The sequence below is a fragment of the Undibacterium sp. TC4M20W genome (genome assembly GCF_049340245.1).
Classification (GTDB): Bacteria; Pseudomonadota; Gammaproteobacteria; order Burkholderiales; family Burkholderiaceae_D; genus Undibacterium.
In genome coordinates this window covers 97,104-121,922 of the sequence record NZ_JBMPPI010000020.1, presented here as the reverse complement: position 1 = coordinate 121,922, position 24,819 = coordinate 97,104, and the positions used below count along the sequence as shown (strand labels likewise).

Here is a 24,819-nt window from a genome sequence, read left to right as displayed (position 1 = left end):
CAGGGGCGACGGCAACGGCGGCTGTCAAGGCCAGGAGTGTTGCAGCCAGGAATGCGGAGAAACGGGTTTTCATTGAGGTGCTTCCTTTTAACAAAATAAGGTTGGTATTGCTTACTGCTGTTTTTATTTACTGCTGCTTTAAGATTTAATTTTTCATTAAACTTGTTTGGTGCCGTCAAGAAGCCTGTGCGGGCGTAGCGAGCAAGTTCAGGTTGAGTTAAGAAGCGCAACCGTACGGATGTACGGTGACGAACTTGCAAAAATCTGCAGGCTCAAGCTGGGCTTGCGCAGTAGCCTGCGCAGGTTTCGACTACTCTAACTTCCATACATACTGAACTTTGGCCCAGGTCTGTTGTGGCTTGCCATCGACGGTACCTGGTTTGTTTTTGCAGGAACCTGACATCAACTGGGATTTCACCGCATTGTCGAGACCGCGGAATCCACTGGATTTGTCGATCTTGACGTCGGCAACTGTACCGTCTGCACCGATCAATACGGATAACAGGACGGTGCCGGTTTCTTCATTGCGCAGGGAGGCGCGTGGATATTCCGGTTTGCAACCACCGACGTTGAAGTCGATTACGCCTGGTATGGTGACCGGGCCTGTGGCCTTGGCTTCTGTCGGCGCCGCTACAACTGGCGGGGCCTTGTTCAAGGTCGGGTTATCTGGCTTGACATTGGAGACCGCAGTAATCGCTGGCGTTTGTTGTGGCTGTGGCTGTACCTGAACTTCCGGTGGCGGAATGAACGGTGGCGGCGGGGCCAACAATTTCGGTGGCGGTGGTGGCGGTGTGTCTGGTGGCGGTGGTGGCGGCTTGACTTCTTCTACCAGCTTGACTTCTGCTGGCTTGATCACCACTTCCATCGCTTTGCGCGCCAATCCAGATACCAGGGCATATACCACCAGTACGTGAAATGCGATAACCAGCCCCAAGCCTATAAACTTCTTCCCCGGCTCTTGCTGGCGATTTGAAAAATCCATTACTGTTCCCTTTATTATTGTGAAGATATTTTCGCCAGCCAGTTCCCGTACATGGGTAGTACGGTCACTCAAACAAGAGCAGATTGCACTACATCAAAGATGCCTGGACCAGATGCGGCAGGAATTCATATGTCAGCAATTTTGCAGGTACAAGCATGTCTTGAACTTTATTCTTGCCGCAAAACACAAAAATACCACTCGCGTACATCTTGCCCTGAGCAGCCATCAATGTGCCTGAAGAACTGTCAGCCTTTAGAATCTGGCTCACTTTAGTGTCCTCATAACTGGTTGTCAAGAGGTATCTATGTGGAATTATAACCACCATCATAAGCGCGTCATCACAAGCGTAAATTAGAAGCCACTGCAAGCCTCGTTTCAGCAAAAAAGTTACCTCAAAACAATGACACTTTTTTGCAACTGGTCTTAGCTCATCACGCGACACACCAAGCAAATGAACACGACAACATGTGTGCAACACCCCTGCCTGCTAGCGCTACAAAGGAAAAATTAGCTGCGTTTTTTGTGTGCAGAACACCTTCATCAATATCGCACTCAAGGTATATCGAAATAAATTTAAAAAACCAAGTTCAAAGCCACTTCAAATCCACTTTATTGACTAAAAAAGGAACAATTAAAGACCACATGTGGGAATAAAACATCAGTCCACTTCTCATCTTCCAAATTTGAAAAGAATAATTTATTCAATAAAAACAAATAGATATATGCAATACACATATCAAAGAGATAATCATTTAAACATCGTACAGATACCACTTAGATACCGATTGACAACCTGTTTGGTCACCACTAAAGTGCTTCACATCCGGTGTTGTTGTTTCGAGTGGTAGCTAACTCTGAATGACTTTTACTGCAGCGGGTTGTACCGAAAATACTCACTGGTAAAACATCAAGTGTGTAGGGTATGGGGGAGGAAGCAATTTTTTGTCACGGATCTAAAGCTTTTCACAGGTCTTAACCGAAGGAGAAATAAATGCAAAATAAAATGAGTCCAATGAGGAACAATTTAACGCCCGTGGCGTCCGCTGTTGCGGTACTGATCATGAGCGTTGCCATGCAGGCGCAAGCACAAGAGGCAGCAAAGCCCGCAGCGCCTCAAGAAGTGGTTGTAACTGGTATTCGCGCATCCCTGCAGCAATCTTTGAATCAAAAGCGTAACGCTGATAATTTCGTTGAAGTCATCACTGCCGAAGACATCGGCAAGATGCCTGATAAAAACGTTGCTGACTCTCTGCAACGCGTTCCTGGCGTCAGCGTTGCTGCAGCCGGTGGCGGCGAAGGCAGCTTTGGTGAGAACGATCGCGTTGCCTTGCGCGGCACACCATTTGGCCTGACACTGACAACACTTAATGGTCACTCAGTATCGAGCGGTGACTGGTTTGCCGACAATATCGTTGGCGGTGGCCGCAGCGTCAGCTTCTCTTTGTTCCCATCTGAACTGATAGGCCGCGTAACAGTCCATAAAGGCTCTCAAGCCAACCTGCTTGATGGCGGTGCTGAAGGTGTAGTCGATATCGAAACACGCAAGCCACTGGATTTCAAAAAGCAATTCAATGCACAGGCAAGTATCGGTCTGGTCAACTCTGCCAACTCCGGCAAATCTGATCCTCAGTTGAGCGGTCTGATCGCATGGAAAAATGATGCATCTACCATGGGTATTCTGGTGCAGGCTTTCCACCAAAAACGTACTCTGAGCCGCGCTGGTCAAGAGAATCAAATCTGGTGGGATAAAGTTGATGTTGGCAGCCCTATCGATAGCGCTATCAAAGGTGCTGGTACAGCCAACACAGCAACATCGCCAGCTTCTGGCGCAGTCACCAACTATCTGGGTGGTACAGCCTGGTTTGAACAGCAACGTACCCGCGAAGGCGGTTTGATTGACTTCCAGTTCAAACCATCCAAGGATGTGAGCATTGACATCACTGCATTCCAGTCTCATCTGGATGCACCTAACGTCAATCACAACTTCATGCAATCCCTGGGCCGTTTCGTCGGACCATCCTGGGCAACAACTGGTTTCCCAACCAGCGCTGTCAGTGGCACGTTGAGCCAGGGCGTTATTTCCCAATTGTCCGTTGGTAATCCTGCCGGTTGCGTACCTTGTAGTGGCATGTCCAGCTCTGTACAGGAAATTTTCTCCCGTCCTGTAGCAGAAAGCCAGTCTCAGTTCTTTAACATCGACGGCTCTTTCCGCGTCAATGATCAACTGACGCTTGCCGGTAAAGTGGGTACAACCAAAGGCCTGGGCAACACGATCAGTGGTGCGATGGGTATCTGGATGCCATGGACAGGTGGTAGCTACACAGTTCAGGGTTCTGACAAGCCTGTGATTTATGTCACTCCTGGTGCTGACAAATTCTCTATCGGCGGCTTTAACAATGGCGCACCTGGCACACCTGGCGCACCATACACTTACGGTTCACACGTAACTGCCAATGACAAGGAAGACTACGCACAAATCGACGGCACGTTCAAAACCAATCTCGCCAGCATCCCTACTCTGCGTTTCGGTTTCCGTGCTGCTGAACACAAGCGTGATCTGACTTCTATCGGTAACAATGCTTTGCCAGGTTTGAGCAATGCAGCCAACTTGCCTATGTCTGGTTTGACAGCTTTCCCAGCCATATTCAATGATCTGGGTGCTAACGGTGCAGGTTACTGGACTTTCTCTCAAGCTTCTGTGAATGCCTGGTTGGCGCAATACACCAACTACTCTGGTCATTTGCTGCAAAATGAATTCTCCATTAAAGAACCAACACAATCTGCATATGTGATGGCTGATTTTGCAGGCGAAGGCATCAGCGGTAATTTCGGTTTGCGTGTTGCCCGCACCAGCGAGCAAGTCACACGTAATGAGATCGGTGCTTCCGGTAATTTTGAGCCACGTACCTATAACAACAATTATGTCGATTTCCTGCCAAGTGCAAACTTCCGCATGGATCTGAACAAAGACATGGTTGCCCGTTTCAGTGTTTCCCGCACAATGGCCCGTCCTGAACTGGGTCAAATGGCTGGTCTGGATCTGCGTGACGTACAAGGTACAGGTAACGGTGGTAACCCTAACCTGAAACCTATCCGTGCAAACACAGTAGATCTGGGTGTGGAATGGTATTTCGCTCCAAAATCCCTGGTCTCTGCTGATATTTTCTACTCGGCTCTGGATGGTTACGTGACTTACGGCGCAAGCACAGGCACGTTCTACAACCAGATCCAGAAGAAAAACACTGTGTATGCAATGAGTACGCCTATCAATACCCAGGCCGAAGTTAAAGGTCTGGAACTGGCTTACATCCAGGCATTGCCAGCAGGTTTTGGTATCAACGCTAACTACACTTACACACTGGGTAAAGAAACAGGTGCAGCTCCTGGTTCCAAGTGCGGTGATTTGCTGGCTCCTGACTGTACTCTGATCGGTACTTCCAAAAATGCATACAACATCGGTGCATTCTATGAAGATGGCAAGTTCAGCGCACGTCTGACATACAGCTATCGTTCCGGCTTCCTGAATGGTACCAGCCGTAACAGCGCCGCTTACCAGAACGATATCGGTACTTTGTCTGCGACACTGGCTTATCAGATCAATGACAGCTTCTCCATCTCTCTGGATGGTAAAGATCTCAACAACCCATTGGTCAGCTCTACCTGGAAAACACCAGGTGCAGCAGATTTGCCAGCATCCCTGTATAAAAATGGCCGTCAAATCTTCCTGACTTTGCACGCGAAGATGTAAGCTGTTTTGTAATGCTATAGCGGTAAATGCGGGGAAGTTGATTCGTTGTTCTGCTTCCCGCTTTATAAGTGATGGTGCATGCCTGCCCCATCACTTTTTTTCATTTGCAACCCTGTTGTCAGATATTCTTCTGATACTGCTATCTTCACAACAAACGATATGACTACACAAGACTCCATAAAAAAAATCCTGGTTGTCGGCGGCGGCTCTGCCGGTTGGATGGCAGCACTGCTGATTGCTCATTCCGTCAAGGACAAGGGCATACAGGTTTCCGTCATAGAATCAGAAACCGTTGGCGTCATTGGTGTAGGCGAAGGCTCAACACCAGTCATGAAACGCTTCTTCGATACCCTGGGCATACAGGAAGCAGAGTGGATGCCTGAATGCAATGCCACCTACAAAAGCGGTATTGCCTTTGATGGCTGGTCAAGCAAACCCGGTCATGCGAGTTATTTTCACCCGTTTGTGACCATGATCGATAATCTGACCTTGCCATCCTTTATCGACAACGTCAAAGCACGCTTGCAAGGGGCAGATGTCTGTGCCTTGCCGAACAAGTTTTTTCTTTCGGCGCAACTGGCTGACAGTTGCCTTGCGCCTATCGGTGATCACAACTTCCCTTTCTTTACTACCTATGGCTATCATTTCGACGCCATGCTACTCGGCAAATTCCTGCGCAAGAAAGCCTTGCAGACAGGCATACAACATATCAAGGCGCATATCGATCACGCCCGACTGGATGAAAAAGGGAATATTGCCGCCGTCAGCCTGGCTGATGGCAGTGAACTGGCTGCAGATTTCTTTGTCGATTGCTCAGGTTTCTCTGCTCTCCTGATAGACAAGGCACTGAAAACACCTTTTGTCAGTTACGCAGATAATTTGCTTAACGATTCAGCCATTGCCATGCCTACCGACATAGGCGACAAAATTCCCACGCTGACCGTATCCACTGCCATGAAGCATGGCTGGGCCTGGAAAATACCGCTGCAAAATCGCTATGGCAATGGCTATGTATATAGCTCGGCTTTTACGACGGCAGATCAGGCAGAGACAGAATTGCGCGAAAAAATTGGCACGCTTGACTCTGACACACCAGCACGTCATCTGAAGATGAAACTCGGCCGTGTGGAAAAACACTGGAACAAGAATTGTCTGGCTGTCGGGCTCTCACAGGGTTTCCTCGAGCCGCTGGAGGCGACGGCACTTTACCTGACGCAAATGACCGCTGCGATCTTTTGCCTGTTCCTGGAAAAAGGTGATTTGAGCGAACAGGCTCAACAAGTCTATAACCAGGAAATCAATGATTATTTTGACGGACACAGGAATTACATCATCGCCCATTACAAAACCAATACCAGGACAGATACAGAATACTGGAAGGCTAACGCAGCCAACCTGCACAGGATGCCTGATTCACTCAAGCACATCTTTTCGACCTGGCTGGAAGGTCGTGATCTGGGCGATGAAATACGCCGTCAGAATATAGAGAAGTATTACCCGGTAGCCTCCTGGTACGCTTTGCTGGCGGGCATGGGCATATTCCCCGATGCAGAAAAGAAAACAACTGCTGGTGAACAGCAACAACAATATCCACTCGGTGATTTTATCCAGCGTTGCGCCCTGAATTTTCAGGATCACCGCAGTTTTTTGGCTAAGCAAAAGCCTGCGATGTGAGTTGACTGTCACGGAAATAGAGAAGTGAGCACGTAGCAAACAACATGTTCAAAGCAAGCAAATGCAGGTGGACGTGCATTTTTGCCAGTTTTTCAGCTAAACTCTGCTCAGACTGGCAAAAATTCTATCGTTTCCTGCATGCCCATCAATTATCTCGCCAAGCTGACTTCACCCAAGCGTACTCCCCGGGCTAATCTGCATCTGGGAGTGAGCTTGGCATGTGTGGCCGGCGCCTTGAACGCGGGTGGTTTTCTGGCAGTAGGACAATATACTTCGCACATGACGGGCATGCTTTCTTCTGCTGCCGACGATCTGGTGCTGGGTAAATTACTGCCTGCATTTGCCGCGCTGTTCATGCTTGTGGCCTTTGCCTGGGGAGCAGCCTGCACAGCCCTCATGGTCAACTACGCGAGACGCAATCAGTTTCGCTATATCTATACCCCGGTCTTGCTGCTGGAAGCTGCGCTGTTATTGCTATTCGGCCTGGTTGGTACTGAACTGCAAGAACATGCCCTGATCACCGTTTCTTTAACCACCGTCTTGCTCTGTTATGTGATGGGCCTGCAAAATGCGCTGATCACTAAAATCTCACAGGCAGAGATACGTACCACCCATGTCACCGGCCTGGTCACTGATATAGGTATAGAGCTCGGAAAAATGATGTATTGGAACAGGAACAAAGATCAGATTCACCATGAAAACGAAGTGGGCGCCAATCTGCAAAAACTGCGTTTGCATGGCTTGCTGGTATTCTCGTTTTTTTCCGGCTGTCTGACTGGCGCTTACGGATTCAAGCATTTCGGTTTTATTTCTATCCTGCCCATCGCCACTGCGCTGGTGGTTTTATCGCTGGCACCACGCTTCAGGAAAGCCTGATGCTTTTCACGTAATCGTTTGTACATCCCTTATTTCAATTTATTATTATTGGCTATCTTCTTCATAAACCTGTATGTCCATATCTGATCCAGCCAATTTATTCCAGCGTGTGCCAGAGTTGCGCACTTTTAGCGATGACCCGAAAATCAGCCGGGCCATAGAATCTGGAGATCCATTCAAGGTCTATCGTTCCCTGGTGCTGGCACGCCTGTTCCGTCGCCTTCCACAGCACAAGGATGTACTCAAGGAGCTGACCATTGAACGCCGCCTGTTTGCCAAACCTTTGAAAGGTACGCCTTCACTGGGGACAATCAATTCGGTCGGCTTCAGTTTTGTCGGTGAATCAGAACGGGATACCGACGGCAGCCATATTGCCCTGCATGCTTTTGTCATTTTGTTCGGCATCCCGCTGGTTCCCATGGGATCTTACGTAGTGCGCAGCACTGGCGACAGGCAATGGCAGATTTATGCGCGTGCGCCACTGGGCATCATGGGCTGGTTATATACACGTGGCCTGGCGCTGGCCATGGTCATCATGGTGCTGACTGGTGCGGCGGCCAGCTATCAGGAAGCGAGCACCCAGAATCTGACCATACTGAATGGTTTTGACATACCCGTCAAAGTGAGGATAGGAGAACAAACCCTGACCGTGGCAGCGCAAGGGCGCGCGACGATGACGCTACCAGTCGGCCATTTGACAGGGGAAGCAAGTAGCGATAAGACCGGCATCATCGATAGCTATGATCAGACACTGGCCAGTACTGACCGCTTTAACGTATGGAATATCGCCGGAGCTGCCCCACTGGTAGAAAACACCATCATCTATAGCAAAGTCAAACCAGCTACGCCCGGACAGGCTGGCAGCCAGACCGTGTATTGTGGCAAGCGCCTGCTGGAATTTGCCGGTGTCGAGTATCTGTTCACAGAACCGCCGCAAACCAAGAGCATGAGCAAGCACCAAAGCAGCGTCAGCGCCAAACAATTGACTGTCGTCAACCAGGCTGACACACCTGCTGTGATGTCCTGCCTGAATTATGCATTTGGCCACGGTCTGGAAAAAGACATGTTGCCAGCGCTGGAAGCCTATGCCGCCATCAAGGACTGGGATACGCGCACCACTGATATTGCCCTGTATGTCGCCAATGGCATCTCGCGCGCAGAAGCGCTGCGCCTGAGCCGCAAGGTTTTAAAAATACATCCGGACAATGTATTGCTGGAGCGCGGCATCCAGGATTTGCGTGATGATATCGGCGAGCATGACATCATGCTCAAGGAATATGCCCAACGCGCCAGTCAGGCTGCTGACTCTTCGTCAGAGCAATACCTGTATGCCTCGCTATTGAGCGGTAATGAAGGCTTGCAGGCAATGAAAAACCTGGCGAAAAAATTCCCGCAAGATGCCAATATCCTGCGCAGCCTTACCTGGCGTAAATTTGTTCATGGCGACAGTCGCGGTGCGGCCCAGGATTTGCAGCAACTGCATAAGCTGTCGCCAGAAAATGCCAGCTATTTATTGGATACAGAAATCAAGCTGTTGCTGACGCAACAACGCTCCGCTGATGCCCTGAAATTACTGGATGCAGCAATCAATAACAGCAAAGGTCTGGAAAGAGCCATGTTCACTGTCGAATTCAATGAAATAGCCAGACAACAGGGAATTGGTGATCCGGAAAAGTATTTGCGCAGCATGCCGGACGACGAGAATGACAATATCCTGGATATTTATCGCGCCAAAGCTGGCCTGCCACCGAACAAGACAGAGCATCGTGACCTGCCCATGGTCAAGCTCTCACTCAGCTTGCGTAGCTCACCCGAGCAGACACTGGATTTGGTAAAGCATATCAACACGACACAGGTACGCCAGCATCTGGGGGCTGATCAACTGGCGCTGTTATATGGCGAAGCCAGCCGCATCAATGACAAAACCACTCAGGACAAGTTGCGGCAGATGATGCATATGCGCAAAGCCGATTTGTCGATTTTTGAGCAATATGTGCGGGGCGAAAAAGTGAACCTGGATGAAGTAGATTTTGAAACAGATGTGCTGGCTGCGGCTTATTTTATCCGCTCACGCAATCCACAACTGTCGGCGCAGGAACGGCAGAATCTAAGGCAGTTAGCGGCCAAAACAGATGTGCTACAAGGTGTAGTCAGCACGGCAATCAGGCAATGGAAAAGCTGAGTTAATTTATGAAAACAGATCATCAACGCAAACCACAAAAAACCAACCTGACGCGCCGCGCCGGACTGGTTGTCGCACTCTGGGTTGGCTTTTGGGTACTCGCCCTTGGGCTGTTAATTGCATTGGCATGGGTGCCGATTACCCAGATCAATCACCGCTCTTCTTTACAGTTTTCTGGTGTCATTGCAGGTATTGCTGCATTGACGCTGGCGTATTCGCTGCGGCCACGCAGCAAAGAGAAAAAGAGCGGTGATACCGTTAAACCTTTATCACGCCAAACCGCTGAACCCTTGTATGCCATGGTGGAACGCATCGCCAAGGAACTCAAGGTAGAAGCACCAGTCAACATTCACCTGATAGGTGTGGCATCTGCTTTCATCAGCGGCAAAAAGAACTGGCGGGGGAAGGTCAAGGAGCTTGAGGTTGGTCTGGGCCTGCCTTTGCTGGGCACCCTCTCTGAGGCAGAGCTGGGCTCAGTCATTGCCCATGAATTTGGTCACTTTGTTGCAGGCGACCTGTCACTCGGTCCCTGGGTGTACCGCACCCGCACTTCTATCGCCTATACGGTGACCGACCTGGACGACTCCATGTTTTTCCTGGATGTCCTGTTCCGTTATTACGGCAAATGGTTTTTGAAATTATCAGCAGCCGTATCACGCGAGCAGGAATTCGCTGCCGATGCATTGGCTGCCAAAAAATTTGGCCCGGTAGCTACCCGGGCAGCGCTGGAAAAGGTGCATTTGATTTCACCGATGTGGTCCAGTTATCTTGACTATGAACTTGGCCCTGCCTTGAATCGTGGCGTGCGCATGCCTATTTTTGAAGGTTTCCGCCGTTTCTGCAAACCCGGCGTAAAGCGGGCCGATATTCAAACTGCGATCAACTACGCAGAATCACACACGACCACGGAATTTGATACTCATCCCAGTCTGGAAGAAAGGGTAGCAGCCGTCGTACCGGGTGCCAAACCCAGCTTCCCTCCCCTGTCTCAGTGCCTGCATTTACTGGGTGGAGAAGCAGAAACAGAGAATGCCTGGTATGCGATGTTTGAAAAAGAAAACCTGCAGCATTGTGACTGGGACAGATATGCTACCGAAGTCTTGCAGGAGCAGAATAAACAGCGATTTGCCGGTAGCTGGATGGACCCGCAAGCCCTGCCCCTGAATGAACTGGTCAAAATGGCGACTGATCCAAACAGCTTATGGGACAGGCTCAGGCCAGAAGGGGTCAGCTTCCTGTCGCCACTGGGCAAGCGTCTGTATGTACTCGAAATCATGGAGTCCTGGATTGCCGCGTGTCTGACGCATTATGGCTATAAAGCCAGCCTGCTGCCTGGCCAGGCACTGACCATGACACGCTCTGACACCAGGCTCATGCCATCAGAATTATTGCAAGCCGCGCTACAATCCAAACTGACTGTCGCTTATCTGAATGGCTTGCAAAAGGATGCTGCATAAACTGCCTAGGCAAGCGGAACGGCGTAATGTAGTGCCGTGTCAAACCTGATGGGCTTGCTGCAAGCGTTTTTCCAGGCGTCTTTGTACGACTTCAAAACACAGGCTCAGCGCCCAATAAACGCAAGCGGCTGCGATGTACAGTGGCAAGGGGCGAAAGCTGGTGGCGATGACTTCCTTGGTCGCCAGCATCAGCTCTGTCACGGTAATGACCGATACCAGAGAAGTATCCTTGATCAAACTGATGAGGGTATTGCTCATGGACGGCACTGCCACACGCATGGCTTGTGGTACGACGATGTAGCGCAGAGTCTGCCCATAATTCAAACCCAGGCTGGAACTGGCCGACCATTGACCGCGGCTGACACCGACTATCGCCCCGCGTATGCTTTCTGACAGATAGGCACCGGCGTTCAGGCTCAGTGCCAGTATTCCTGCCGATGTCGCTGAAAATTCTATACCTATGCCAGGCAAGCCGTAATAGATGACAAAAATTTGTACCAGCAAGGGTGTGCCGCGTATCAGACTGACATAGACAGCAGCTGGCGTGCTGATCAATTTGCTTGGCAATATGCGCGCAACCGCCAGCAAGAAACCCAGTATCAAACCACCCACCATGGCACCAATGGCAAACAACAGGGTATAGGCAACGCCCTTCAACATGACCGGTGCGGCCATTTGCAGCAATTCGAAAATTTCCATGGCGACTTTAAAAAGAAATATCCCCGTGATGACGGGGATAGTAGTGACATCAAATGGATTACATCCACTTAATCATACATGCGTAATCAGCCGGCAATCCATATCAGATAGTATTGCCGACTTAATTTCAGCTTGTTTGTCGCTTATTGTGCAGCAGGTGCCTTGCTGACATCCTTGCCAAACCATTTATTGGATGCCTTGGCAAAGCTACCATCCTTGATGATGTCAGCCAGGGCCGCATTCAGGGCAGCGGCAAACTTGGGGTTATTCTTTTGGAAGGGAATACCATTTTTTGCAATTTCACCGATAGGTGCACCAGCCTTGATAGGCAGATTGCTGGTTTTGACGAGGTAGGCAACCATCAAGCTGTCATTCAATGCGGCATCAACACGGCCAGCTGCCAGATCTTGCAGGTATTCAGGTGCGCCCGGGTAGCTCTTGACTTCAACACCAGCCACCGCCTTGGCACGTTCTTCATAATTGCTACCCTGGCCTACGCCAAGTTTTTTGCCTTTCAGGTCTTCCAGGCTTTTGAATTCGCGCTTTTCATCTTTTTTGACGATGAGCTGTGCGCTGGAAACAGTGTATGGATCAGAGAAATCAAAAGTCTCCTGACGCTTGGCAGTCACGCCCACCTGATTGACGATGACATCAAACTTGCCAGCCGATAAACCTGCAAGTATGCCGCTCCATTCAGAAGTCACGAATTCTGGTTTAACACCCAGTTTAGCTGCCAGTAATTTGGCAACATCAACGTCAAAGCCAGCCAGTTCATTGGTTTTGGTATCTTTAAAATTGAATGGAGGATAAGTACCTTCCAGCGCGATTTTTAAGGTGCCGCGCGTTTTAACAGTATCGAGCAAGTCCGCAGCTGTTGCGGTCAAAGAAGCACCAGCCAAAATAACGCCAGCCAGTAAAGTGGAAATTGTTTTTTTTGTAGAAGTTTTCATCATATCCCTGAGAAGTTTTTTACACCTTCATTATTGATAACAGAAGGCATACACACTGAAACATGCCAGAAAGAAAGATTTATCCGGCGACCTGTATATGATATGGAGTCTGACTACATTAGGACAACGAAGTATTTCTTATTTGCATATACCAAGCTAGTCTATATGCGAAAAACATGGAAGGATTGCAAAACCGGGAATTGACAGCGCGCCTCTTACACTTTTGCCACAAGGAAAAACAGAGGCGCGCCGGAAGGGTCAAAAGGATCAAAAAAGATCAGAAGGAAGGCAAGTCATTCAGGCTGTGACCTGGCGTATCGTCGCTGGCGGTGCTCAAACCACTGGCGCCATCTTCATAATGTATGCCAACCACTTTTGGCCCGAGTATGATGCCATTTTCACCGTGGAACTTTGGTAATACTTCATCGCCATTGGCAATGGTATCCAATACTGTCTGTACATCGGCCTCCTGCGGGTCATCTACCATGGCGGGGGGCATCACCTGGCCACCCTTGCTCTTGCCCCAGCGCACTTTGGCGACACGCTGGCCGCTGCCGTCAAAACGGACTGCTTCAATAAAAAATAATGCCATGATCACGCTCCTCATCAAAGTTGCAAAAAAACCGGGAAGGAAATTGATTGCCCGCCTGCAATTTCTGCTGTTACAGATACTGCTACAGGGCTATTGGGTGTGTGTACATTATCTTGCACCCACAATATGACAGCTGCATGTCAACTGCGCGTCATATTGCCGTGCAAAAAGCTGATCTTAAATGACCATGTTAGCAAATTAAAATCTGCATTCAAGTAAATTTTTAAAGCCCCAATAGCAAAGCGGCTAACAGAGGCTTTTTGCTCTGTCAGCCACTTTTTTTACTGGCAATGCTTACTGAATGTAGTGTAGATAGACTCAGCTCAATTTAGCAGCATGCTCACGTGTAGCGTGGAAAGTTACGCCAGGCCAACGTTCTTGTGTCAATTTCAAATTCACACCCGAGGTCGCCAGGTAAGCCATATTGCCTGCCGCATCATAAGCAATATTGCCGCCAGCGCTGGAACGTTCAAAATCAGCCAGCATTTTCTTGTCATCGCAACTGATCCAGCGGGCGCTGCTGATGCTGGTGCCTTCAAACACGGCATCAACACCGTATTCATTTTTAAGACGGCTGGCTACCACTTCAAACTGCAAGACCCCCACCGCACCCAGCACCAGATCACTGCTGACGACGGGCTTGAATACCTGCACGGCACCCTCTTCACCCAATTGCTGCAAGCCTTTTTGCAATTGCTTGATTTTCAAAGGGTTCAGGATACGTGCCGTACGGAAAAAGTCAGGTGCAAAATAAGGGATGCCAGTAAATTGCAGCAATTCACCTTCAGAGAAACTGTCACCGATCTGCATATTGCCATGGTTAGGCAAGCCTATGATATCGCCAGCGTAAGCCTCTTCCACCTGTTCACGCGAAGATGCCATGAAGGTCACGACAGAAGACACCTTGATCTCGCGATTCAGTCGCAGATGTTTGAGTTTCATGCCGCGCTCGAACCGGCCAGAACAGACTCGCAGGAAGGCGATACGGTCACGATGGGCCGGGTCCATGTTCGCCTGGATTTTGAAAATAAAGCCAGAGAACGGAACCTCTTTAGGTTCAACAGAACGTATCGTCGCATCGCGTTCACGCGGTGCCGGTGCCCAGTCCAGCAAGGCATTCAAAATTTCACGCACACCAAAGTTATTGATGGCAGAACCAAAGAATACCGGTGTCTGCACACCCGCCAAAAAGTCATCCAGACTGAATGGGTGGGATGCGCCATGCACCAGTTCGACTTCCATCTTCAGTTGCTCGATTTCCAGCGGGAACATCTCGACCAGGCGCGGGTTATCGATGCCCTTGATGACTTCAAATTCCTGGTCAGCACGTTCGCTACCTGGCGTGAACAGCAAAATCTCATCTTTCAGGATGTGATACACACCACGGAAAGTCTTGCCCATGCCGATAGGCCAGGTCACTGGTGCACACTGTATTTTCAATACAGATTCCAGTTCATCGAGCAATTCCAGCGGGTCGCGGGTTTCGCGGTCCATCTTGTTGACGAAGGTGATGATGGGCGTATTGCGCATGCGGCAAACATTCAGCAGCTTGATGGTCTGTTCTTCCACACCCTTGGCGGCATCAATCACCATCAGGGCAGAATCGACTGCCGTCAATACACGGTAGGTATCTTCAGAAAAATCCTGGTGACCCGGGGTGTCGAGCAGGTTGACCACGTGGTCGCGGTATTCAAACTGCATGACCGATGAAGCGACCGAGATGCCGCGTTGCTTTTCGATTTCCATCCAGTCAGATGTCGCATGGCGGCCACTTTTGCGCGCCTTGACGGTACCCGCCAGTTGAATCGCGCCCGAGAACATCAGCAGCTTTTCAGTCAGCGTGGTTTTACCCGCATCCGGATGGGAAATAATGCCGAAGGTGCGGCGGCGTGCCACTTCGCGGCTGATCAGGTCTTTCGATGCCGCGCTGGACGTAGTTGTCTCTGAGACTGACTCGTGGCCGGATTCAGCGCTATCGTCTGGGGATGTATTCATGGTGTTCATGCTGATGCCGCAAAAATGAAGAAAAACACGCAAGTTTAGCTGGTATTGGGGGCGAAGTCGAATGTAAGCGCTGCCAGCACCTGTGCAATTTGTCACCCTTTCCAAGAAAAATGAAGGAAATAACAATTCCCCCAAGAGATTTTCTTGCACTTTCCCATGACAATGCCATTATGTGGGCATGACGATATCTACAATAACTTAGTTCACCATGAAGAAATTTGCTCTTACGGCAACATTTTCTCTATGCGTATCCATGTCCATGTCTGCACAGGCGGGTTCTGGTTATTATCTGGTCAGTATCTATGAAAATGAGGGTGAAAAGACCATCGATTTCAAATCCTGGTCTTCATTCCCCGAAAACCGGGCGACCTCGACCGTACCTGAACTGGGTATCAGCTATATGCCTAACAAGACCTGGTACACCGAAGTGTATGCAAGTTGGGCAAAACGTGGCGCAAGTTCGCTGGCAAATAGCGCCTGGACCTGTCAAAACGACTTCTTGCTGACTCATGGACAATATCCGGTTGATCTGGCGCTGCATACCAGCCTGAACAAAAATACCGACAGCAGCCGTGGCATGGACTTTGAATTTGGCCCGGCCATGCAGACTGAATTTGGCCGCATACAGGTAAATACCAATGTATTTCTGGAAAGAACTTACCGCGTCACGCCCACCAGCCGCATACAGATGAAATACCAGTGGCAGGGCAAATACCGTCTGCGGTCTGAGCTGGAATTTGGTTTGCAGGGCTTTGGAGAACTTGGTGACTGGGACAACTGGTCAGCCAGAGCCCGGCAATCTCACCGCGCAGGCCCCATGATTTCTGGCAATGTCAGACTGGGCAATATGCCGGACAGCAAGCAAGCCATCAAGTATGAGGCATCGTATGTCGTCGGCAAACTCAATACCCGCCATGCCGGCGTGTTCAGCATGCGCCTGCAATATGCTTTCTGATCAGAACTCATTTCATAAATAGGATGAGTGCGGACAAGACGATTTGGGATGAAGTGCAAGGCCTTAGGTATGTACCCTGTGCAGCTAAGGCTCATGCCTTAGCAAAGGGCACAACACAGCAATGCGCCCAAATCGTCAGTTCCCGGAGGGTTTGCCTCATAACGCGTATCAGACAGCATAGAATTTATTGTCGGTCGCGCCACTATTAACAGCCGTATCCGCATTGCCAAACCGTGTTATGAGGCAAACGCATCTCACCCTATTTATGAAATGAGTTCTACACACAATTTAATCAGTTTGCTATATCCTCGTCATCTTTGCAGCTTACCATCTTTGGTATTGATTACTCCTTATCTGATATTTCTATGAAAAAGCTACTGATATCCGCTTTCATGCTGGCGCTGGCCAGCTTGCCTCAACTGGGCTTTGCCTGGGGCGCAGATGGACACCAGACGGTAGGTGCCGTTGCCGAAAACCTGCTGGCAGGCAGCAAGGCCGGTGCCCAGGTCAAGGCTCTGCTCGGTGATAACTCGCTGGAAAAAATTGCTGTATGGGGTGATTGCGTCAAGGGTATAGCGCCGGACAAGGATTTTGCCTATACATCTACAGGCCGTTATCCAGAATGTGCTTCTTTCGAGACGGCAGCAGGCATCGCCGCCATGGCTGACTATGTAAAACGCAATAACACCAATTGCAACCCGGCTTCTGACGAAGAAAATTGCCACAAGCAATATCACTATGCCGACGTGGCTTTGCAGCATGATCAATACAAACTGGGCTATGTTGGCACCAGCGATCATGATGTTGTGTATGCGATCCGTGCTGCGGTCATGGTCTTGCAAGGCAAGCCTCAGCCTGCCCCTTTCAATTTCAAGGACAAGCAGGAAGCCCTGATGTTATTGACTCACTATGTTGGCGACTTGCACCAACCGCTGCATGTAGGATCTGTGTTCCTGAATGCGGAAGGCAAGATCGTCAACCCCGATGAAGGCCAGTATGACCGTGGCAGCAATACCGTAGGTGGCAATGCGCTGCAATGCCCATGTGGCAATCTGCATTCGCTGTGGGACGATCTGCCACAGCAATTCAAGCGTGGCCGCATGAATGATGCGCTGACCAAAAAGGCAAAAGCGGTGGCGCCAACCAATGGCACCATTGAAGAATTGCCAGTCTTGTGGGCCAATGATGCCATCCGTGACGCCAGGATTTTGTTTGCGGGCACCCAGTTCAGTAAAAGCACACCGAACCAAAGAGGAAATAACTGGTCTATCGCTTTACCGCTCGAATATGAAAAAACCATGCTGAATATGAAAGAAGATGCGCTGGCGCGTGCCGGTGCCCATCTGGCCCAGTTGTTAAAAACCATCTGGCCTGAATAATTCAGTCTTACCGTCACATTAGGAAATTTTTATGGCTTTCACTCCGCTACGCTGGGCAGGAAAAGGATTCAAGTATCTCTGGAATGCGCTGGATTTCAGCCGCAGGGTATTTTTCAACCTGTTGATCCTGGTTATCCTGATCATGATCATCGTCAATCTTCTCAGCAGCGGGGTGAAAAAAATAGAAAGCAAAACTGCCCTGATCCTGAATCTGAAAGGCACGCTGGTAGAGCAACATGACAGCAGCCCGCGCGAAGCCTTGCTGGCAGAAGCCAGGGGCGACACCAAGAGAACCACGCAGTTGCGCGATGTGCTGGCAGTGCTGGACCAGGCCAGCAAAGACCCGCAAGTCAGCAGTGCCGTCTTGCTGCTCGATGAAATGGGGGGCGCAGGTCTCGCTACCCTGCGTGAAGTGGCAACTGCGCTTGACCGCTTCAAGGCCAGCGGCAAAACCGTGGTCGCCTGGGGTTCCAGCTTTGACCAGCGCCAGTACTATCTGGCTTCGCATGCGAATGAAGTCTATCTGCATCCCATGGGTACCGTGTCGATCACGGGCTTTGGTAAATACCGCAATTACTACCGCGATGCGCTCGACAAAGTTGGTGTCACCGTCAATGTGCTCAAGGCTGGTAACTTCAAGAGCTTTGGTGAACCTTATGTCGCCAACGGCCCATCCAAAGAAGCGGCAGAAGCTGAGGCTTATTTATACAATGGTCTGTGGAAAACCTATACCACCGACGTAGAAAAAGCCCGCAAACTGCCAGCAGGCGACATCATGCGCGGCATCAATGACCTCGGTAAATTGCTGACCGATGCTAGTGGCGACCTCGCCAAACTGGCGATCAATACCAAGCTCGTTGATGGTTTGAAAACCCGTGATGAATTGCGTGAACTGATGCTCCAGCGCGGTGTCAGGGACGAACAGATCAAGACCTTCCGTCAGATTTCTTTTGACGATTACCTGGCCAGGGTCAAGACCAAGGCATTTGGTGATGCCGTTGGTGTCATTGTTGCTGCTGGTGAAATCAGCGAAGGAAGCGCGCCTCCAGGTTCCATCGGTGGTTTATCGACTTCACAAATGATACGTAAAGCCAGAGAAGATGACAGCATCAAAGCTGTTGTGTTGCGGGTAGATTCTCCCGGCGGCAGTGCCTTTGGTTCTGAACTGATACGCCGCGAACTGGAACTCACGCGCAAGGCAGGCAAACCCGTCGTGGTATCCATGGGCGACGTTGCGGCATCCGGCGGTTACTGGATTTCGATGGCAGCTGACGAAGTGATTGCAGATGAAGCCACGATTACCGGTTCCATTGGCGTTATCGCGATTTTGCCATCTGCTGACAAGGCGGCTGACAAACTGGGGGTACACACTGCTGGTTCACCAACCACCTGGCTGGCCGATCCATTCAATCCCCTGCGTCCTTTCAATGCGCGTTTTGCCCAAATTTTGCAAGCCAGCATAGATCACACTTATGCTGAGTTCACCTCCAAGGCAGCGGCAGCCCGTAAAACCACGCCAGAGAAAATCAATGAAGTTGCCCAGGGCCGTGTCTGGACTGGTACCCAGGCCAAGGAAAGAGGCCTGATTGATACCATAGGTAATTTTGGTGATGCACTGAAGTCCGCATCGACCCGCGCCAAGCTGGGTGCTGATTACCGCGTCAGCTATATAGAACGCGAGCCTTCCAGGATAGACCGTATTTTGAGTATCTTTGATGCCAAGCTCGCCAAGGTATTGCAAGACAATTTCAAACTTGCTGCCGTACCTACCGGTCTGCCACCAGCGGCTGCAAGCCAGGTGTTGAACGACCTGAGCTGGTTATCAGAAGTCAATAAAGAAGGCAAAGGCTTCACTGCATTGACACATTGTCTGTGTACATCACCTTAGTGTCATCTGGGCAAAGGATAAAAAAGTCCCGCATCTTGCGGGATTTTTTTTGTCCACAAAAATGCAGGCGTCAAAGATCAGGAAGCAAAGTTCAAAGATGATCAAGATCATAAAGGTCATAAAGAGCGATATGACAAATGTCATCTCAAACTGATGGCATTTGCCTCTGTTGCAACCTTACCTGGCAGGGCAAAATGAAAACATAACCAACAAGGAGTTATTCTATGCATAAAACCACTCTCGCCCTGGCACTGGCTGTTTGCGCTTGCACTATTCATTTCCCAGCAACTGCTGCGAGTTTTTTGATTGAACATGTGCGCGTGTTTGATGGCCAAAAAATCCAGACTAATAAAAATGTACTCATCGTCGATGGAAAAATCCAGGATAGCAATTTCACCGGCAAGCCTGCCGCTGATACCACCATCGTCAATGGCAAAGGCCGCACCTTGTTGCCAGGCCTGATTGATGCCCATGTACATGCATTCCAGGACCAGGAACTGCCACTCCTTTATGGCGTAACCACACAGATCGACATGTTCAGCAATGTCGAGATGCTCAAGGCCATCAATGAAAAAATGCGCAAGGGCGAGAACCGCGACCGCGCCGACATCATCTCTGCTGGCACACTCGCCACTGCGCCCGGTGGCCATGGCACAGAATATGGTATGCCCATCCCTACCTTGACCAAGCCTGAAGAAGCACAGGCGTGGGTGGATGCCCGTATTGCCGAAGGCTCACATTTTATCAAGATCGTCATAGAGCATGGCAGTGAAAAACATCCCTTCAACAGCTTGGACAATGCTACCGTCAAGGCACTCGTCAAGGCGGCACACTTGCGCAACAAGCTCGCTGTTGTCCATATAGGTACCCTGAAAGAGGCACAGGATGCGCTGGATGCCGGTGCAGATGGCCTCGTGCATCTGTTCACCGACAGGCAAATCAGTGAGCAGGATTTGCGTGCACTCGTCAACAGAGCAAAAAGCAAACATGCTTTCGTCATACCGACTTTTGCAGTGCTGGATAGTATCGCCGGTCTGAAAGAACAGGATGTATTGTCTGATAAACGCATGATTGCCCTGCTCAGCAAATCGCAAATGCAGCCACTGAATACACCGTATGGCCACAAACCTGATGCTGATTTGCTCAAGGCACCAAGAAAGCTAACAGCGGCCATGCATGCGGCAGGCATTCCTGTCCTGGCCGGTACCGATGCTGGCAATGCCGGCACCCAGTATGGCATCAGCCTGCATCATGAACTCGCTGCACTGGTTGAGGCAGGCCTGAGCCCAATAGCAGCACTGGCGTCAGCCACATCGGTACCAGCCACTGCCTTCAGGCTGAAAGACCGTGGCCGTATTGCCAGGGGCTACAAAGCTGATCTCTTGCTGGTTGATGGTGAGCCTGACAAAGATATTCTCAATACACGCAATATTGTCGATGTATGGAAGGATGGCGAAAGGGTCACCGCACAACGTGAACAAAAACTGCAGGAAGTCAGCAAACAAAGCATGCAAAAAAACCTGCTGGTAGAAATTCCTGCAGATGGACGCATAAGCCTGTTCAGCAAAGACAAACTGGCCAGCCCTTTTGGCTCAGGCTGGTATCCATCCAATGATGCCCCCATGAGTGGCAAATCCACAGTCACGCTGAAAGTCCTCGAGTCTGGCAAGGACGGCGATGCCCCTGCGAATGCGCTCTCGGTCTCTGGCAGCATCAACCCCGGCTTCGCTTATCCCTGGGCTGGTGTGGCTTTTTTCCCCGGCAATACACCTATGGAAGCAGTCAATCTCGGCAATGCCAATACCTTGAAATTCCGAGTCAAGGGTGATGGCAGAGACTATAGCGTGGGCATCAGCATGCAAGGCAGTTTTATTCCCGTCTCAGTCAGTTTCAAAACCACGTCAGACTGGCAGGAAATCTCTATCCCCTTCACTAAATTCAAGGGGATGGACCCTAGTATCATCACTATCCTCGCCTTCAATGCCGGGCCGCAAACCGGTGAATATCATTTTGAAATTGCCGACATCCGCCTTTTGAAGGAATAATGCTGCATTCTTGTTTCAACACCCCGGGGTAAAGCCGTCACCATGCCAATCTTATCAATTCTCTCTTTCCCCTGGGTGCCAGTGCGTTATGGCAAGGCACCCTACTTCTGGCTACTCTCGTTTGCCATTTTTGGCTGGAAGTATTTATACGTGACACCCACAGCTGAGGAAATCGCTTTTCTGGCACTGAGCCTGTTGCTGTTCCTGCCGGTTTATTTTTACAGCTTCTGGTGCTCAGGCTGGCGCCTGTATGCATGCATCTTATTTATATGCGCCCAGGGTATCGTGTGGGCACCTTATAACTATGGCGGTTCCACTTTTTGCATATTTGCTGCCACCATCTGTTCGCGTTTGCCGGATACCCGCAAGGCTTACCTGACTTTATTCTGCATCGGCATCACGATAGTCAGTGCCAGCCTGCTGATGCATCTGGATTCTTATTTCTGGGTACCGGCGCTGATCTTTAGCATCCCCAGCGGGGCTGGCGCCATCATCAGTGAACGTCTTGGCCGCAGCAATGAAAACCTGCTCAAGAAGCAGGAAGAAGTCGAATACCTGGCCGCCCTCGCTGAGCGCGAACGCATCGCCAGGGACTTGCACGATTTGCTTGGTCATACCCTGTCAGTGATTACCCTGAAGGCCGAACTCGCCGGCAAACTGCTGGACAGAAATCCCGAGGTCTGCAAAAAAGAGATCAATGACATAGAGCACACGGCCCGGCAGGCACTGGCCGAAGTGCGGGCCGCCGTCATCGGCTATCGCGCCACTGGCCTGGGACATGAACTACAGTCTGCGAAAAAAACTCTGGACGCGGCAGAAGTAACCCTGCTCAGCGAGATTGAGCAATTCACCATACCCTCAGCACAAGAACACGTGTTGGCGCTGGCATTACGTGAAGCCATCACAAATATCATACGGCATGCCCATGCCAGCCAATGCCACATCAGGCTTTACCAGCAAGATGCGCATGTCATCTTGAAAATCAGCGACAATGGCGTCGCCGGACAAACTGGTGCAGTACGCAAAGGTAGTGGTTTGAACGGTATGAGTGAACGTGTACTGGCCCTGGGTGGAAGCCTGCAAGTACAGGTAGCACCAGACGCCACAGGCCTGCACCTGGAATTATCTTTGCCCTTGAAAGAAAAGACATGATACGCATCATCATCGCCGAAGACCAGGCCCTGGTATCTGGCGCACTGGCCGCCCTGTTGGGCCTGGAAGACGACCTGAAAGTCATTGCACTCGCAAAAAACGGCCAGGAAGCCTTGGCCTTGTGCGAAAAAGAACAGCCAGACATACTCGTTACTGATATAGAAATGCCCCTGATGACAGGGCTGGAACTGGCAGCAGCAATTGCAGAGAAAAAGCTCAACAGTAAAGTCATCGTGCTGACCACCTTTGCCCGCAGCGGCTACCTGCGCCGTGCCATGGCCAGTGGCGTGCGTGGTTACATGCTCAAGGATGCGCCTGCCGATACGCTGGCAGCAGCCATACGCACTGTGCATGGCGGTGGCCGCGCTATCGCTCCCGAGCTGGCGATGGAAAGCTGGGGCGGCGAACAAGACCCGCTGAGCGAGCGTGAACGCCAGGTTTTACGACTGGCAGGGTCGGGTTCCAGCAGTACAGAAATTGCCAAAATCATGCATTTATCTGAAGGCACGGTGCGCAATTACCTGTCAGAAGCAATCAGCAAACTGCATGCAAAAAACCGTGTAGATGCCTATCGCCTGGCGCGTGATCAAGGCTGGTTGTAAATTCTCAGGCGGCCTATAATTGGAAGGATCGATAGCAAGGAGTAAAAGAATGAAGGCGATGAGAAAAGCAGTTATTTTTTGGATATGCAGCCTTCCCTTGCTTTCTTACGCTCAGCAAACCGCGCTTGAAGCGAAGTCAGACGCGCTGCGCGAAGCCGCCATGAGTGCATTTGAAAAAAATCACGACCAGAAAAAAGCATTGCAACTGAATGCCGCAGCCCTCAAGCTCAGTCGCTATTTGCCAGCGAGTAGCTGGCGCACTGTAGAAAATTATGATGACGCCGGCTTGTATTATTACGAGAGTAATAAATGGAAAGCATCTGCCCAACACCAGGCAATTGCAGTCTTGCTGGCTTGCGGCATGGAAGAAAGCAAGGCCATGTTCCCGGTATATGTAAAACGCCTGGGATTTGCTTTTTCCAAATACCGGCCTGGCGAAGATTTTGCATCTATCGCTGCCAATCCACTGTTGCTCCTGAAAGATATCCCGCTGAATCTGCGTGCCTATGCCGACTTGAGAAGACGCTATTTCAAGACCATCAAACTCAAGCCTGATGCGCAGACTTCGACAGCAACTTATCTCTACAAAATAAAGCCCGAAACACTGCCAGCCACATGCTATCTGCCGCAGGACCAGACCGAAGAGCAAGCAGTCAGGAGTGAATAAGCTTCTTGCAAACAGGCTACAATAGCGCCAATTCTTCCGCAATCAGAGTTAGCGTAAATTGCAAGATTATTTATCCCATGTCAGCCTCGCCCCACATCCCCTGCTGGCGGATGTCTGCATGCATTTTCTCGTCAAGGATATTCCAGACTGCTGGTACACCGTACCTGCCAGCCCTCTACCTATGTTGCTTGTGGTTACGCACGGGGCTGTTGAAATGGAAAACGGGCAAGCATTACCTCCCCTGACTGTCGTAGGCCCCAGCCGTCATCGCTACCGTGGCAAGGCTCAACCCGGCTCAAGATTCATTTCAGCCGCGTTCCGCCCTGGCAAGCTCAGCGCTATCCTTGGATATCCGGTGGATGAATTCAGTGATGCTGTCATTGATCTCGTCGATGTGCTGCCGCCATCCAATTGCCATGAATTCCAGGACAAACTGCATGCTGCCTGCGACACTGCTGCCAAAGTAGAAGTGGTGCAAGACATGTTGCTACGTTGGCGTTTGCTGGAAAAACCACGCATCGCCCCGCTGGCAATGCCACCTCACTGGATCAGCAAACCAGGCGATGAGCTGGCTGACCAGCTCGGTCTGGGTACCAGACAGTTTGAGCGACGCTTCCTGGCCAGCTTTGGCCTGAGTTTGCGCAGCTACAAACAGCACCTGCGTTATGGCGCGTCGCTGATGCAAGTCATGCTGGGCAACTTGTCAGCCCCTACCTGGGCCGAATGTGCGATCAGCTTTGGTTACGCCGACCAGGCGCACATGAACCGTGACTTTGCCCGCTTTACCGGCCATACGCCAGCCCAGCTCATGCGTGGGCTGGCAGCGCAGGACCCTGCGCTCTGGGCCTTTCGTTTTAATGAAACTGATATAGGCAACATGTTTATTCCGCTAGATGAAATCGATGTCGTTTCGGTTCAAGACCAGCTTATCGCCTGAATCCATAATCGGGATTTCTCATACCAGGCA

20 protein-coding genes are annotated in these 24,819 nt (G+C 50.5%); 13 read left to right on the top strand and 7 right to left on the bottom strand.

Annotation, left to right across the window (positions count from 1 at the left end; genetic code table 11):
* The 3 genes from ACO0LL_RS21205 to ACO0LL_RS21195 form a co-directional block, all read right to left on the bottom strand.
* The coding region (locus tag ACO0LL_RS21205) for a hypothetical protein (RefSeq protein WP_422952799.1) at nucleotides 1-260 on the bottom strand (260 nt) is incomplete at its 3' end.
* 50 nt (nucleotides 261-310) lie between these two features.
* The gene (locus ACO0LL_RS21200) at nucleotides 311-982 is read right to left on the bottom strand and encodes an energy transducer TonB (protein WP_422951108.1); all 672 of its coding nucleotides are present in this window, start codon (nucleotides 980-982) and stop codon (nucleotides 311-313) included.
* Nucleotides 983-1,070: 88 nt separating this feature from the next.
* A complete protein-coding gene (locus ACO0LL_RS21195) occupies nucleotides 1,071-1,250 on the bottom strand; it encodes a hypothetical protein (RefSeq protein WP_422952798.1) in 180 nt (59 codons plus the stop codon).
* 744 nt (nucleotides 1,251-1,994) lie between these two features.
* Between ACO0LL_RS21195 and ACO0LL_RS21190 the strand changes: the two genes are divergently transcribed.
* The 5 genes from ACO0LL_RS21190 to ACO0LL_RS21170 all read left to right on the top strand — a co-directional run bounded on the left by ACO0LL_RS21190 (nucleotide 1,995) and on the right by ACO0LL_RS21170 (nucleotide 10,919).
* A complete protein-coding gene (locus tag ACO0LL_RS21190; RefSeq protein ID WP_422952797.1) occupies nucleotides 1,995-4,730 on the top strand; it encodes a TonB-dependent receptor in 2,736 nt (911 codons plus the stop codon).
* Nucleotides 4,731-4,889: 159 nt separating this feature from the next.
* A complete protein-coding gene (locus ACO0LL_RS21185; RefSeq protein WP_422952796.1) occupies nucleotides 4,890-6,404 on the top strand; it encodes a tryptophan halogenase family protein in 1,515 nt (504 codons plus the stop codon).
* Between the two features lie 138 nt (nucleotides 6,405-6,542).
* The gene (locus ACO0LL_RS21180) at nucleotides 6,543-7,280 is read left to right on the top strand and encodes a YoaK family protein (protein ID WP_422952795.1); all 738 of its coding nucleotides are present in this window, start codon (nucleotides 6,543-6,545) and stop codon (nucleotides 7,278-7,280) included.
* Nucleotides 7,281-7,353: 73 nt separating this feature from the next.
* Complete coding sequence (locus tag ACO0LL_RS21175) at nucleotides 7,354-9,462, top strand: tetratricopeptide repeat protein (protein WP_422952794.1); 2,109 nt, start codon at nucleotides 7,354-7,356, stop codon at nucleotides 9,460-9,462.
* 8 nt (nucleotides 9,463-9,470) lie between these two features.
* Nucleotides 9,471-10,919, top strand: coding sequence for a M48 family metallopeptidase (locus tag ACO0LL_RS21170; protein WP_422952793.1), 1,449 nt, complete (start codon nucleotides 9,471-9,473; stop codon nucleotides 10,917-10,919).
* A gap of 39 nt (nucleotides 10,920-10,958) precedes the next feature.
* Here the strand turns inward: ACO0LL_RS21170 and ACO0LL_RS21165 are convergent, their stop codons facing one another.
* The 4 genes from ACO0LL_RS21165 to ACO0LL_RS21150 form a co-directional block, all read right to left on the bottom strand.
* On the bottom strand, nucleotides 10,959-11,618 hold the full coding sequence (locus tag ACO0LL_RS21165; protein WP_422952792.1) for an amino acid ABC transporter permease: 660 nt from the start codon (nucleotides 11,616-11,618) through the stop codon (nucleotides 10,959-10,961).
* Between the two features lie 143 nt (nucleotides 11,619-11,761).
* Nucleotides 11,762-12,571, bottom strand: a complete 810-nt coding sequence (locus ACO0LL_RS21160) for a transporter substrate-binding domain-containing protein (RefSeq protein ID WP_422952791.1) — start codon at nucleotides 12,569-12,571, stop codon at nucleotides 11,762-11,764.
* Between the two features lie 274 nt (nucleotides 12,572-12,845).
* Nucleotides 12,846-13,160 carry a hypothetical protein gene (locus ACO0LL_RS21155; protein WP_422952790.1) on the bottom strand — a complete coding sequence of 105 codons (315 nt, stop codon included), beginning with the start codon at nucleotides 13,158-13,160 and terminating at the stop codon, nucleotides 12,846-12,848.
* A 318-nt stretch (nucleotides 13,161-13,478) separates the two neighbouring features.
* Nucleotides 13,479-15,155 carry a peptide chain release factor 3 gene (locus ACO0LL_RS21150; RefSeq protein ID WP_422952789.1) on the bottom strand — a complete coding sequence of 559 codons (1,677 nt, stop codon included), beginning with the start codon at nucleotides 15,153-15,155 and terminating at the stop codon, nucleotides 13,479-13,481.
* 217 nt (nucleotides 15,156-15,372) lie between these two features.
* Between ACO0LL_RS21150 and ACO0LL_RS21145 the strand changes: the two genes are divergently transcribed.
* The 8 genes from ACO0LL_RS21145 to ACO0LL_RS21110 all read left to right on the top strand — a co-directional run bounded on the left by ACO0LL_RS21145 (nucleotide 15,373) and on the right by ACO0LL_RS21110 (nucleotide 24,789).
* Nucleotides 15,373-16,119, top strand: coding sequence for a hypothetical protein (locus ACO0LL_RS21145; protein WP_422952788.1), 747 nt, complete (start codon nucleotides 15,373-15,375; stop codon nucleotides 16,117-16,119).
* Between the two features lie 365 nt (nucleotides 16,120-16,484).
* Entirely contained in the window at nucleotides 16,485-17,498 is a 1,014-nt protein-coding gene (locus ACO0LL_RS21140; RefSeq protein ID WP_422952787.1) for a S1/P1 nuclease, read from the top strand.
* 31 nt (nucleotides 17,499-17,529) lie between these two features.
* The gene (gene sppA, locus ACO0LL_RS21135; protein WP_422952786.1) at nucleotides 17,530-19,386 is read left to right on the top strand and encodes a signal peptide peptidase SppA; all 1,857 of its coding nucleotides are present in this window, start codon (nucleotides 17,530-17,532) and stop codon (nucleotides 19,384-19,386) included.
* Between the two features lie 224 nt (nucleotides 19,387-19,610).
* Nucleotides 19,611-21,431 carry a CIA30 family protein gene (locus ACO0LL_RS21130; RefSeq protein ID WP_422952785.1) on the top strand — a complete coding sequence of 607 codons (1,821 nt, stop codon included), beginning with the start codon at nucleotides 19,611-19,613 and terminating at the stop codon, nucleotides 21,429-21,431.
* A 42-nt stretch (nucleotides 21,432-21,473) separates the two neighbouring features.
* Entirely contained in the window at nucleotides 21,474-22,583 is a 1,110-nt protein-coding gene (locus tag ACO0LL_RS21125) for a sensor histidine kinase (RefSeq protein WP_422952784.1), read from the top strand.
* The gene (locus tag ACO0LL_RS21120; protein ID WP_422952783.1) at nucleotides 22,580-23,185 is read left to right on the top strand and encodes a response regulator transcription factor; all 606 of its coding nucleotides are present in this window, start codon (nucleotides 22,580-22,582) and stop codon (nucleotides 23,183-23,185) included. Before ACO0LL_RS21125 ends, ACO0LL_RS21120 begins: the two co-directional genes overlap by 4 nt.
* A 97-nt stretch (nucleotides 23,186-23,282) precedes the next feature.
* Nucleotides 23,283-23,852 (top strand): hypothetical protein, encoded by a 570-nt coding sequence (locus ACO0LL_RS21115; protein ID WP_422952782.1) that lies wholly within the window; start codon nucleotides 23,283-23,285, stop codon nucleotides 23,850-23,852.
* Between the two features lie 58 nt (nucleotides 23,853-23,910).
* Entirely contained in the window at nucleotides 23,911-24,789 is an 879-nt protein-coding gene (locus ACO0LL_RS21110) for a helix-turn-helix domain-containing protein (RefSeq protein WP_422952781.1), read from the top strand.
* The last annotated feature ends 30 nt before the right edge of the window (nucleotides 24,790-24,819 follow it).

Coding starts and splice junctions, on each gene's coding strand:
- ACO0LL_RS21200 (WP_422951108.1), bottom strand. CDS start 982: ATGGATTTTTCAAATCGCCAGCAAGAGCCGGGGAAGAAGTTTATAGGC.
- ACO0LL_RS21190 (WP_422952797.1), top strand. CDS start 1,995: ATGAGGAACAATTTAACGCCCGTGGCGTCCGCTGTTGCGGTACTGATC.
- ACO0LL_RS21185 (WP_422952796.1), top strand. CDS start 4,890: ATGACTACACAAGACTCCATAAAAAAAATCCTGGTTGTCGGCGGCGGC.
- ACO0LL_RS21180 (WP_422952795.1), top strand. CDS start 6,543: ATGCCCATCAATTATCTCGCCAAGCTGACTTCACCCAAGCGTACTCCC.
- ACO0LL_RS21175 (WP_422952794.1), top strand. CDS start 7,354: ATGTCCATATCTGATCCAGCCAATTTATTCCAGCGTGTGCCAGAGTTG.
- ACO0LL_RS21170 (WP_422952793.1), top strand. CDS start 9,471: ATGAAAACAGATCATCAACGCAAACCACAAAAAACCAACCTGACGCGC.
- ACO0LL_RS21165 (WP_422952792.1), bottom strand. CDS start 11,618: ATGGAAATTTTCGAATTGCTGCAAATGGCCGCACCGGTCATGTTGAAG.
- ACO0LL_RS21160 (WP_422952791.1), bottom strand. CDS start 12,571: ATGATGAAAACTTCTACAAAAAAAACAATTTCCACTTTACTGGCTGGC.
- ACO0LL_RS21155 (WP_422952790.1), bottom strand. CDS start 13,160: ATGGCATTATTTTTTATTGAAGCAGTCCGTTTTGACGGCAGCGGCCAG.
- ACO0LL_RS21150 (WP_422952789.1), bottom strand. CDS start 15,155: ATGAATACATCCCCAGACGATAGCGCTGAATCCGGCCACGAGTCAGTC.
- ACO0LL_RS21145 (WP_422952788.1), top strand. CDS start 15,373: ATGAAGAAATTTGCTCTTACGGCAACATTTTCTCTATGCGTATCCATG.
- ACO0LL_RS21140 (WP_422952787.1), top strand. CDS start 16,485: ATGAAAAAGCTACTGATATCCGCTTTCATGCTGGCGCTGGCCAGCTTG.
- sppA (WP_422952786.1), top strand. CDS start 17,530: ATGGCTTTCACTCCGCTACGCTGGGCAGGAAAAGGATTCAAGTATCTC.
- ACO0LL_RS21130 (WP_422952785.1), top strand. CDS start 19,611: ATGCATAAAACCACTCTCGCCCTGGCACTGGCTGTTTGCGCTTGCACT.
- ACO0LL_RS21125 (WP_422952784.1), top strand. CDS start 21,474: ATGCCAATCTTATCAATTCTCTCTTTCCCCTGGGTGCCAGTGCGTTAT.
- ACO0LL_RS21120 (WP_422952783.1), top strand. CDS start 22,580: ATGATACGCATCATCATCGCCGAAGACCAGGCCCTGGTATCTGGCGCA.